This window comes from Magnetospirillum aberrantis SpK, assembly GCF_011022235.1.
GTDB lineage: Bacteria > Pseudomonadota > Alphaproteobacteria > Rhodospirillales > Magnetospirillaceae > Magnetospirillum > Magnetospirillum aberrantis.
Genome location: NZ_JAAIYP010000039.1, coordinates 379,530 through 390,474 on the forward strand (window position 1 = coordinate 379,530; position 10,945 = coordinate 390,474).

11 protein-coding genes are annotated in these 10,945 nt (G+C 64.3%); all 11 read left to right on the forward strand.

The genetic code is table 11. The annotated features are described in order from the left end of the window. Positions 1-221 precede the first annotated feature (221 nt). The gene (locus G4223_RS14875; RefSeq protein WP_163681378.1) at positions 222-773 is read left to right on the forward strand and encodes a flagellar basal body-associated FliL family protein; all 552 of its coding nucleotides are present in this window, start codon (positions 222-224) and stop codon (positions 771-773) included. A 13-nt stretch (positions 774-786) separates the two neighbouring features. Then, positions 787-1,971, forward strand: coding sequence for a flagellar motor switch protein FliM (gene fliM, locus G4223_RS14880; RefSeq protein WP_163681379.1), 1,185 nt, complete (start codon positions 787-789; stop codon positions 1,969-1,971). A gap of 3 nt (positions 1,972-1,974) precedes the next feature. After that, positions 1,975-2,496, forward strand: coding sequence for a DUF6468 domain-containing protein (locus tag G4223_RS14885; RefSeq protein ID WP_163681381.1), 522 nt, complete (start codon positions 1,975-1,977; stop codon positions 2,494-2,496). Positions 2,497-2,499: 3 nt separating this feature from the next. After that, complete coding sequence (locus G4223_RS14890; RefSeq protein WP_163681383.1) at positions 2,500-3,282, forward strand: MotE family protein; 783 nt, start codon at positions 2,500-2,502, stop codon at positions 3,280-3,282. A 133-nt stretch (positions 3,283-3,415) separates the two neighbouring features. Then, positions 3,416-3,805 carry a response regulator gene (locus G4223_RS14895; protein ID WP_163681385.1) on the forward strand — a complete coding sequence of 130 codons (390 nt, stop codon included), beginning with the start codon at positions 3,416-3,418 and terminating at the stop codon, positions 3,803-3,805. A gap of 23 nt (positions 3,806-3,828) precedes the next feature. After that, a complete protein-coding gene (locus G4223_RS14900; RefSeq protein ID WP_163681387.1) occupies positions 3,829-4,467 on the forward strand; it encodes a protein phosphatase CheZ in 639 nt (212 codons plus the stop codon). Between the two features lie 137 nt (positions 4,468-4,604). Continuing rightward, positions 4,605-7,979 carry a tetratricopeptide repeat protein gene (locus G4223_RS14905; RefSeq protein WP_163681389.1) on the forward strand — a complete coding sequence of 1,125 codons (3,375 nt, stop codon included), beginning with the start codon at positions 4,605-4,607 and terminating at the stop codon, positions 7,977-7,979. A gap of 137 nt (positions 7,980-8,116) precedes the next feature. Next, the gene (speD, locus tag G4223_RS14910; protein WP_163681391.1) at positions 8,117-8,596 is read left to right on the forward strand and encodes an adenosylmethionine decarboxylase; all 480 of its coding nucleotides are present in this window, start codon (positions 8,117-8,119) and stop codon (positions 8,594-8,596) included. 84 nt (positions 8,597-8,680) lie between these two features. Beyond that, complete coding sequence (gene speE / locus G4223_RS14915) at positions 8,681-9,535, forward strand: polyamine aminopropyltransferase (protein ID WP_163681392.1); 855 nt, start codon at positions 8,681-8,683, stop codon at positions 9,533-9,535. Between the two features lie 141 nt (positions 9,536-9,676). Further along, positions 9,677-10,168 (forward strand): chemotaxis protein CheW, encoded by a 492-nt coding sequence (locus G4223_RS14920; RefSeq protein WP_163681394.1) that lies wholly within the window; start codon positions 9,677-9,679, stop codon positions 10,166-10,168. Positions 10,169-10,192: 24 nt separating this feature from the next. After that, a partial coding sequence (locus tag G4223_RS14925) for an MCP four helix bundle domain-containing protein (RefSeq protein WP_163681396.1) occupies positions 10,193-10,945 on the forward strand: 753 nt, incomplete at its 3' end.

Consider the following 10,945-nt stretch of genomic DNA (forward strand, 5'->3'; position numbering starts at 1 on the left):
CATTTCGAATTTTCCACCCCTCCCTATCCCCCGGTGAAGCCGGGCAGATATTGCCGGCCGGGCCCGGCAAAAGGTATGGTCACGGCCGATACGGCAAGGTCGGCCCGCCCCCCGTGAGGGGGTCAACCTTATGTTAACCGGGCGCGGCTACCTTATATCGTTGAACATGTGCGTCACTGGGCCCATGCGCCTGGGACGCCCGACCCGCGAAGTGGGGGAGTATGGCGGAAGATCTGGAAGAGGATTTCGATGACGACCTGGGCTCGGACGAGATATCCGAGGCACCGTCAAAGAAATTGCCGATCAAGAAAATTCTGATCCTGGTGCTGCCGCTGCTGTTGCTGGTCGGCGCCGGTGCCGGTCTTTATTTCACTGGGGTCATCGATTCCCTGATGGGCAAGATGAAGGGCGGAGAGGAACACGGCGCTTCCGCCGAACACACCGCCGAAGCCCCCAAGGCGGGCGGCCCGGTGGTGTTCATGGATTTGCCGGAAATGCTGGTGAACCTGCAAACTCAGGGACGCAAGCAGAGCTTCCTCAAGATCCGGGTGGCGCTGGAGCTGGAGAGTCCGGCCGACATGCCGCGCGTCGAACAGGTGATGCCGCGCATCGTCGATTCCTTCCAGGTCTATTTGCGCGAATTGCGGGTCGAGGACCTGCAAGGAGCGGCCGGCATGCACCTGCTGCGCGAGGAATTGCAGACCCGCGTGGCGGCAGCGGTGAAGCCGGTCAAGGTCAACGACGTTCTGTTCCGGGAAATGCTGGTCCAGTAAGCGCGAGAATCGGATGGCTATGGACGAGGATGGCGGCGAAAGTCGGTCCGCCGAGGACGAAGAGGCCCTGATGCGCGAATGGGCCGCCATGGCCGGAGGCGATTCCGGTGAAGGTGGCGGCGGCGGAGGCGACGGAGGGGGCGGAGGCGGAGGCGAAGACTCGGACGCCATGGCGGCCGAGTGGGAAGCCATGTTGGGTGCCGGCGACGAAGGCGGCGGCGACGCGCCCAAGGATTCGACCCGCGTCCTGAACCAGGACGAAATCGATTCGTTGCTGGGCTTCGATGACGACCACGGTCGCGGCGACGACAAATCCGGCATCCAGGCCATCCTGAATTCGGCGCTCGTTTCCTACGAACGCCTGCCCATGCTCGAGGTGGTGTTCGACCGCCTTGTCCGCATGATGTCCACCTCCATGCGCAACTTCACGTCCGACAACGTGGAAGTGTCGCTGGACAACATTTTGTCGCTTCGTTTCGGCGACTACCTGAACTCGATTCCACTGCCGGCCATGCTGGCGGTGTTCAAGGCCGAGGAATGGGACAATTACGGCCTGCTGACCGTCGATTCGTCCCTGATCTATTCGATCGTCGACGTGTTGCTGGGCGGCCGGCGCGGCACGGCGGCCATGCGTATCGAAGGCCGCCCGTACACCACCATCGAACGTAATCTGGTCGAACGCATGGTGCACGTGGTGCTGTCCGACCTGTCCGCCGCCTTCGACCCGCTGTCGCCCGTCACCTTCCGCTTCGACCGCCTGGAAACCAACCCGCGTTTCGCCACCATCTCGCGCCCCAGCAACGCCGCCATCGTCGCCAAGCTGCGCATCGACATGGAAGACCGTGGCGGCCGCCTGGAACTGCTGCTGCCTTACGCCACCCTGGAGCCGGTGCGCGAATTGCTGCTCCAGATGTTCATGGGTGAAAAGTTCGGCCGCGACTCGATCTGGGAAACCCACTTGGCCGAGGAATTGTGGCTGACCGAGGTGGAGATGGAGGCGGTTCTGGACGAGCAGGTGATGAACCTGCGCGACGTGCTGCATTGGAAGGTGGGATCGAAGATCATGCTGAACGCCTCGCCCACCTCTCCCATCGACCTGCGTTGCGGCGACGTGTCCATGTTCCGCGGCCGCATGGGCCGCAAGGGCCAGCACATCGCCATCCGGGTCGACGAGAAACTCAACAAGGCCAGGGGATAGATCATGGATTGGAAGATCATCCTCGACTTGGTCGTTTCGGTGCTGCTGGTCGCCACCATCGGCTACGCGGTGATGTTGAACCAGCGCCTGACCGCGCTTCGCAAGAACCGCGACGATCTGGCCAAGATCATCGTCAGCTTCAACGAAGCCACCGTGCGCGCCGAAACCGCCATCCCCAAACTGAGAAAGGCGGCCGAGGACGCCGGCCAGTCGTTGCAGGACCGGGTCGAAAAGGCGCAAAGCCTGCGTGACGACCTGGCCTTCATGATCGAACGCGCCGACACCATGGCAAACCGCCTGGAGAACGCCGTCCGCTCGGCCCGCACCGAAGTCCGTACCGGCCCGGCCACCGCCACCAGCGCGCCCGCCAAGGAAAGCGGCCGCATGGCGCCGCCGCCCGAGCGGGCGCCGGGTGCGTCGCCGCGTGCCGCCACCATGGCCGCCGCCGCCGCCGCCGACATGGACGTGGACGAACGTTCCGAGGCGGAGCGCGAATTGTTGCGCGCGCTGCAATCCATGAGGTAAGGCATGGCCGCCCCCACCAAATCCACGCGGAGCAAATCGGCCGCACGCCCCAAGGGCGCCCCCGTCAGGGCGACCAAGGCACAGCGTACGCCCTTCGTGCGGCTGCTGCCGTTGCTGATCATCGTCGCCGGCGTGATGCTGAGCATCCGCGTCAACGACATCCGCAAGGGGTTCCTGGACGGCGCCTCGGTGCGCGTCGCCGGCGAATTGCAGGCCCAGCAGCCGCCGCAGACCGCCCCCCAGGCGCAAACCGCGCAGGTGCCGGCACCACAGCCGACGGGCACGTCTTCGCCCGCCCCGGCCAGCCAGACCACGGCTCCACCGCCGCCACCGCCCGGCGGCGCCGATCCCGGCTCGTTCAGCCAGACCGAAATGGACGTTCTGCAAAAGCTGACCGAGCGGCGCAACGCCATCGACGCCCGCGAAAAAGAAGTGGGCCGGCGCGAGGCGCTGCTGAAAGCCGCCGAGGACCAGATCGACCGCAAGGTCTCGGAAATGCGTACCCTTCAGAACACCATCGAGGGGTTGCTGCGCCAATACAACGACCAGGAAGACAACAAGATGCGCTCCTTGGTCAAAATCTACGAAAACATGAAACCAAAAGACGCTGCGAAGATTTTCGAGCAATTGGACATGCCGATCATGCTTGAAGTCGTCGAACGCATGAAAGAACAGAAGGTTGCACCCATCTTGGCTGAAATGGATCCGGCCAAGGCCCGCACGATCACCTCCGAATTGGCGCAGCGCCGGCAAATTCCTTTGCCGAAGCCGACGACCGGAGGCTAAAAACAAATTCCAAGGGGGGGGGAGGAATGAAAAATGCCTTGCGTGACCACCGCCCCCTATCTTAACTAGGGAAACTTGCGCCTTGGCGGGTTCTTGACGCTTTGGCGACTAGTGCTTCGAAGGAGCTGGTTGGATGGCTGTCGACAAGAATATGAACGTCTTGATCGTTGACGATTACAAGACGATGCTGCGAATCATCCGCAACCTGTTGAAGCAGTTGGGCTTCAACAATGTTGACGAAGCCACCGACGGTTCGATGGCGCTGCAAATGCTGCGCGTCGGCAATTACGGTCTCATCATTTCCGACTGGAACATGGAGCCGATGACCGGCCTCCAACTGCTGCGCGAAGTGCGCGCCGACGCCAAGCTGAAGTCGATTCCGTTCATCATGGTGACCGCCGAGTCCAAGTCCGAGAACGTGATCGCCGCCAAGGAAGCCGGCGTTTCCAACTACATCGTCAAGCCGTTCAACGCCGAAACGCTGAAGACCAAGATGTCGAGCGTGCTCGGCGACTTCGCCTGATCCAGACAGGGGGACAATCCGCCATGCCGGCGAAGGGCGTTGACCGCGATCTTTCCTTACGCCTTGACGCCATTCGTCGCGAGCATGGCGACACCGTCCGTGTCGATCAGATCGCCCAGGTGGTGCGCGGCATGCTCGACACCATGAGCGGCGACATCAACGCCAGCGACCTCAGGCTTTATCGCGAGATCGAGTCGCTGGCGGATTACATCCATGCCGCCAAGGCCGAGATCGCCGCGCTTCGGCCCGGCGAGATCAAGAACGAGTTCATCGCCTCGGCCACGGACGAGTTGGACGCCATCGTCGGCGCCACCGAGGCCGCGACCAACGAGATCATGGATTCGGCCGAACACCTGGAATCCCTCACCCCGATGATGGATGCCCAGGTGGCCCAACGGCTGACCGAGATCACCACCCGCATCTTCGAGGCCTGCACCTTCCAGGACATCACCGGACAGCGCATCACCAAGGTGGTGAAGATGCTGAAGGAGATCGAGGGCCGGGTCGAGAACCTGGTCAAGGCATTCGGGACGGAAGACGACGCCCCCACCGCCAAGCAGAAGGACGCTTCTTCGGACGAAAACCTTCTCAACGGTCCGCAACTGCCCTCCAACGCTGCCGACCAGGCCGAGATCGACAGGCTGTTGGCGAGCTTCGACTGACCGGCATGCAGGCGCGGGGGCACGCCGGGGACAGGGCACATGGTCGGGCGTCGGATTGTCAGCCGTCGGAGGCGCGTCCGCGCTTTGCGCGGGGCCTGACGTTCCATTTTCCCCGTATAGAGCGGTTGGTTGCCGCCATGTTGGTGGCGGTCGGGCTTTTGCTGGCGACTGCGCCTTACAGCCAGCCCCAAGCCCAACCCCAGAACACGCCGCGCGGCGCCACCCACGACACGTTCGGCCGCATGGTGTTCGACTGGCCCGGCCCAGTGCAATGGTCGGCCGAAATGGTCAACGGCCAGTTGGTCGTGCGTTTCGACCAACCCATCGCCGGCGATCCCCGCGCGCTGCTGAAGCCCCTGTCCAAATACCTCAAGGGCGTGACGGTGTCGCCCGACCGGCGCATGGCGACGTTTTCCCTGTCCACGCCGGTTCAGGTCAAAAGCTTCGTCACCGGCACCTCGACCGTCATCGACCTTTCCGCCGACAAGACACCGGCGGCAGCGGCTTCGCCGACGCCGCCGACCGAGACTCCCGCCAAGGAAACCGCCTCCCAGGGCACGCCCGCCACCGACCTCAACGTGCGCGGCGGGGAACATGCCAACTTCAACCGGCTGGTGTTCGACTGGCCCAAACGGGTCGGCTACACCGTATCCGCCGGCGACGGACAGGTGGTGGTGGCGTTCGACCGCCCGGCCAACCTGAACGTCACCTCGCTCGAGGCATCGCTGCCGGCCGATGTCCGCTTCGTCGAGGCCCGCCCCCAGGGCAAAGGCACCGCGATCGTGCTGGCCGTGCCCGAGGGCATGACCACCAAGCATTTCCTTTCCGGCAGCAAGGTGGCGCTTGATCTGGTCAAGCCGCCGCCGGGCTTCAAGCCATCACAACCGGCCAAAGCCGAACCACCGGCGACGGCCCCCGTCGCGCTGACACCTCCGGCCTCCCCGCCGGCTGAGCCGGCCACGTCCACGGCGAAGGCCGAACCGCAGAAACCAAACGTCACCGGCCCGGAACCGGCGAAGCCCACCGCCACACCTGAGCCAGCAAGGCCAGCCTCCGTTCCAGAGCCGGCAAAGCCGCCCTCTGTTCTAGAGCCGGCAAAGCCGCCCTCTGTTCTAGAGCCGGCAAAGCCGCCCTCTGTTCTAGAGCCGGCAAAGCCGGCGGTCGCGGTGTCCCTGGGTGTCGGCTTCGACCAACCGTCGGGGGCGGCGGTCTTCCGCCGTGCCGGCTGGCTGTGGCTGGTGTTCGACCGCAAGGCCGAGATCGACACCAAGCTTCTCAAGCGCACCGGCGGCGACATCGTGCTGCACGTCGAACAGATCCAGGGCGTCAAGGACGGCAGCGCCGTCCGCCTGATCACCAAACCGGGCTACAACCCCTCGGTCCGCAAGGAAGGCCAATTGTGGGTGTTCGACATGGCCGAACAACCCATCGCCCCGCGTACCGCCCTGGCCGTCAACCGCCAGTTCGACTTCGAGGAGCGCGGGCGGCTGCTGTTGCCGGCTTCCGACGTGCCGGCCAAGCCGGCGATCTTCCGCGATCCCGAGGTGGGCGACACCATCCAGGTGATGCCACTGACCACCATCGGCGCCGGTGTCGCGGTGGAAACAATCGTGCCCGGCGCCCAATTGCTGCCCACCGCCCAGGGCGTGGCGCTGGTGCCGCTGGCCGATGGCAGCCATCTGGAAAGCAACCGCCAGGGCGTCGAGGTTTCCATGCCCGGCGGCCTGCACCTGTCACGCTCGCTGCCCACGCCCGATGGAGACACCCCGCTCGATACCCAATCGGCCGAGGCGTCGGAAGGCGGGCCGCTCGACATCAGCCGGTGGAACCGCGGCGGCGCCGACAAGTTCGTGACCGAGCACCAGAAATTGATGGGCCGTCTGACCAACGTCAAACCCGAGGAAAAGAACCTTCAGCGGCTTGAGGTGGCTCGGCACTACCTTGCCAACGGCATGCCGGCCGAGGCGTTGGGTGTCCTGCGGCTGATCACGGCGGCCGATCCGGCCATGGTCGATACCGCCGCCTTCCGCGGCCCGCGCGGCGTCGCCCAGTTCCTGATGCTGCACGACGCCGATGCCGTCGAAGACCTGTCCCACCCGTCGCTGGCCAAGGACCCCCAGGCCCAGATCTGGCTGGCGGCGGCACGGGCACGGGCATCGGGCGACCTGGCGCGCAACGGTCTGTTGCTGCGGCTAGCCCCGGACGAGATCAAGCCGCTGACCGCGCGCTTGCGCATGGGGCTGGGCCGAATCGCCGCGCAATCGGTGGCGGCGGCCGGCGATTCGCGGGGCGCCACCCGCATCGTCGAGGCCATGAACGGCCCCGGCCTGTCGCGCCGCGACCTTGGCACCATCAGCTACCTTCAGGGTCTGGCAGCCGAGGCCGGCAAGCAATGGGATCAGGCGGTGGTCAAGTACCGCGAGGCCGAGGACGGCGAATCCCGGCCCGACCGCGCCTATGCGGCCCGCAACCGCATCGAGTTGCAGTTGCGGCGCAACTCGATTACCGCCAAGGACGCCATCAACCAGTTGCAAAAGCTGCGTTTCGCCTGGCGCGGCGAGGATTTTGAATACAGCCTGTTGAAGCGGCTGGGCGAATTGATGCTGGCCGACCAGCAATATGCCGACGGATTGCGGCTGTTGCGCTCCATCGTCGCCAACTACCCCGACCATCCCGACATCGGCACCATCCAGACGATGATGTCCGACACCTTCGAGAAACTGTATCTGGGCGGCGCCGCAGACAGCCTTTCCCCCGTCGCCGCCATCGGTCTTTACGACGAGTTCCAGGAACTGACGCCGTCGGGTGAAAAAGGCGACGAAATGATCCGCAAGCTGGCCGACCGGCTGGCGGCGGTGGATTTGCTGGACCGGGCCAGCGACTTGCTGAGCCATCAGGTCCGCTTCCGCCTGCAAGGGGCGGAAAAAGCCCGTGTGGGGGCCCGTCTGGCCGGGCTCGAGCTGTCCGACCGCAAGGCCGGCCGGGCGCTTGAGACCCTGGACCAGAGCGAGGTGCCGGACCAGCCGCCGGAACTGTACGACCAGCGCCGCTATCTGCGCGTCCAGGCGCTGGCCAAGTTGGGCCGCACCGCCGAAGCGCTGGCCCTGATCATCAACGACCATTCCGAAACCGCCAAGCAACTGCGCGCCGAAATCTATTGGGACCTGAAGAAATGGCCCGAGGCGGCGGCCGCGCTGGAGGCCATCATCGAAAAGCCCGAGGGGGCGTCGCAATTGATGCCGGGGACCGACCAGCGGCTCGTGGAACTGGCTTCGGCGCTGACCCTGGCCCGTGACGACCGGGGGCTGGCACGGCTGCGCCGCACCTATGGCTCGCGCATGGAAAAAAGCGAATACAAGGAAGCGTTCGACCTTTTGACCAGCGCGCCGGAACGCGGAATCATCGATTACCGACTGATCGGCGAAAAAATCAAGATGGTGGAAAACTTCCAGACCTTCATGGACAGTTGGCGCAAGAAAATGCAAACCGGCGGTTTGTCGTCCGTGAATTGAGGCGGCGCGCGGGGTTGTCGGGCGAACACCCCACTTAAGACTTGCATCCCCACGCGGTTTGGGGGATAACCCGCCCCTTTAGGGGAAAGGTCCCCCCTAATACCTTTCTGGTCCATCTGCTGGTTTGGAGGGGAGCCATGGCTCAAGCTCTTGCCCGACTGGGGATGAACTCGGAAGCCGATCCGAGGAATACCCACAGCGTCGCCGATACCGTTGCCGAAGCTTGGCCCGAGGCCGAGAACGGCAAGGATTACTATGTCTCGCGCAACGGCGTGAAATACGCCGGAACGCATTTGCTCATCGACCTGTGGGGAGCGAGCAAACTGGACGACCTCAAGCTGGTGGAGGACGCCTTACGCGATTCCGCCATTGCCGGGGGCGCGACCATCCTGCATTGCCACCTGCACCACTTTCAGCCCAACGGCGGCATTTCCGGCGTGCTGGTGCTGGCGGAAAGCCACATCACCATCCATTCCTGGCCGGAACGCGGCTATGCGGCGCTGGATGTGTTCATGTGCGGCGACTGCGATCCCTACAAGGCGATTCCGGTGCTGAAGGCGGCCTTCAGCCCTGATTTCGTCACCGTCTCGGAAAGCAAGCGCGGCCTGGTGCCATAAGCGGATATCCGTTCCTGTCGATCCGAACGTTCGCCGCCGGCATGCGTCCCGCATGCCGGCACGACGCTTTTGCGAGATCCTGCGATGATCCAGAACTGGTTCGAGGAAACCCTTTACGACCATTGGCGCCAAAGTTTCCGCGTCACCCGTGAAATCACCCGCATCAAGGGACCGATGCAAGACATCGCCCTGTTCGAGACACCGGGTTTCGGCCGCGTGCTGACCCTGGACGGCGTCATCCAGGTCACCACCGGCGACGAGTTCATCTATCACGAGATGCTGGCCCATGTGCCGGTCTACGCCCATGGCGCCGTGCGCTCGGTCTGCGTGGTCGGTGGCGGCGACGGCGGCATGTTGCGCGAGTTGCTCAAACACCGCTCGGTCGAACGCGCCGTGCTGGTGGAAATCGACGCCGCCGTGGTCGACTTTTGCCGCCAACACCTGCCCAGCGTGTCGGACGGCGCCTTCGACGACCCGCGCACCGCCATCGTCATCGCCGACGGCATCGAATACATGGCGCGCTGCCGGGAAAAGTTCGACCTGATCGTCATCGATTCCACCGACCCCATCGGGCCGGGCGGCGTCTTGTTCACCGAACCGTTCTACAAGGATTGCGCCCGCTGCCTGACACCCGACGGCATCGTGGTGAACCAGAACGGCGTCCCCTTCCTGCAAGGCGAGGAAATCACCGACACCTGGAAACGCCGCCGCCCCCATTACGCCGACGTCTCCTATTATCTGGCGGCGGTCCCCACTTACGTCGGCGGGTTCATGGCGCTGGGCTGGGCCTCGGCCAGCACGCGCGCCAGAACAGAATCGTCGGAAACCATCCGTGCCCGCTTCGCCGCCGCGCCGGTGGCGACACGCTACTACACGCCGGACATCCATAAGGCTTCGTTCGCGCTTCCGCCCTATATCCGGGAGTATATCGGGAAATAAAACCTTAGTTTCCCCACCCGCACCACCACGTCATAAAACCCTAATATTATGGAAGCCGTGCGTTTGACGCATGGCTTCCTTTTTTGCGTCACGGGAATCTCTCCCGTATCCTGGTCCCTTCAAATTTCCGATGGGCGATCCATGACACCCCCTCCGTCCGACACAGAACCGGTGGCTTCCACGGTTCCCCGCCAATTCATCTCGTTTACGATCGGCGCCGAGGAATACGGTATCGACATCATCGCCATCCGCGAGATCAAGGGATGGACGCCAACCACGGCGTTGCCCGACACGCCGCCCTTCATGCGCGGCGTCATCAACCTGCGCGGGGCGATCATTCCCGTGTTGGACCTGCGCGCCCGCTTCACCGGACAACAGACCGACGCCACCTCGCGCCATGTGATCATGGTCGTCAGCGTCGATGGCCGCGACGTCGGCATCTTGATGGACGCAGTGGCCGACATCCTGACCGTGTCGCCGGAATCCATCCAGCCCGTCCCGGAACTGGATCACGCTCACCATTCCGACGCCCTGTCCGGGCTGGTGTCCGTTGACGGCCGCATGGTCGCCCTGTTGGACCTGCCCAAGCTTTTGCACGCCCCCCTTTCGGCCGCCCCCGGCGCCGACGTCTGATCCCGCCCCAAAGGACCGCAGACCATGTTCGCTCGCCTTCGTATTCCGGCACGCCTTGCCATCCTGACCATCGCCATGGGGGTCTTCCTGGCCGCCGTCGCCGGACTGGGCATCACCGGGATGAATTCCATCCTGGCCAGCCTGCGCACGGTCTATGAAGACCGGACCACCGCGGTGATCCACTTGGCTGAAGTCCAGGACACCTTCCTGCGTATCCGGCTTCAGGCCATCGGCTACCGCGACGCCACGGACCCCGAGGTTCAGGCCCGAATCAAGCGCGAAATCGCGACGCTAGACGCCCGTCTGGACGAAAGTTGGTCCACCTATCGTTCGGTCGAGTTGACCGCCGGGGAGGCCCGTATCGCCAACGAGCTGGAACGGACGCTGGCGGCATATCGCGACTCACGCGACCGCTATTTCGCCGCCCTGGCCGCCGGCGACATGGAAAAAGCCCGCGAGATTTCCCGCACCGAAGGGGCGCAAGCCGGCGCCGCGCTGGAAAAATCCATCACCGAGGATTTCGCCCTTCAGGTCGAGACCGCCCGACAGGAATACGAAAAAGGTCGCGACACCTCGCGTACCAGCGTCACCCTGGCGTTGGTGGCCGCCGGTCTGGCGCTGCTGATTGGCGGCGGTCTGGCCTGGGGTATCGTCAGTTCCATCACCGCACCGCTCAATCGCATCCTGGGAGCCATGGGCCGGTTGGCGCACGGCGAACTGGAGGTCGAAATCAGCGGCCAGGACCGCGTCGATGAAGTGGGCGACATCGCCAAAGCC

What these genes read in the sequence shown, in the direction of transcription:
- G4223_RS14875 (WP_163681378.1), top strand. Translation starts at nt 222, where the DNA reads ATGGCGGAAGATCTGGAAGAGGATTTCGATGACGACCTGGGCTCGGAC.
- fliM (WP_163681379.1), top strand. Translation starts at nt 787, where the DNA reads ATGGCTATGGACGAGGATGGCGGCGAAAGTCGGTCCGCCGAGGACGAA.
- G4223_RS14885 (WP_163681381.1), top strand. Translation starts at nt 1,975, where the DNA reads ATGGATTGGAAGATCATCCTCGACTTGGTCGTTTCGGTGCTGCTGGTC.
- G4223_RS14890 (WP_163681383.1), top strand. Translation starts at nt 2,500, where the DNA reads ATGGCCGCCCCCACCAAATCCACGCGGAGCAAATCGGCCGCACGCCCC.
- G4223_RS14895 (WP_163681385.1), top strand. Translation starts at nt 3,416, where the DNA reads ATGGCTGTCGACAAGAATATGAACGTCTTGATCGTTGACGATTACAAG.
- G4223_RS14900 (WP_163681387.1), top strand. Translation starts at nt 3,829, where the DNA reads ATGCCGGCGAAGGGCGTTGACCGCGATCTTTCCTTACGCCTTGACGCC.
- G4223_RS14905 (WP_163681389.1), top strand. Translation starts at nt 4,605, where the DNA reads ATGTTGGTGGCGGTCGGGCTTTTGCTGGCGACTGCGCCTTACAGCCAG.
- speD (WP_163681391.1), top strand. Translation starts at nt 8,117, where the DNA reads ATGGCTCAAGCTCTTGCCCGACTGGGGATGAACTCGGAAGCCGATCCG.
- speE (WP_163681392.1), top strand. Translation starts at nt 8,681, where the DNA reads ATGATCCAGAACTGGTTCGAGGAAACCCTTTACGACCATTGGCGCCAA.
- G4223_RS14920 (WP_163681394.1), top strand. Translation starts at nt 9,677, where the DNA reads ATGACACCCCCTCCGTCCGACACAGAACCGGTGGCTTCCACGGTTCCC.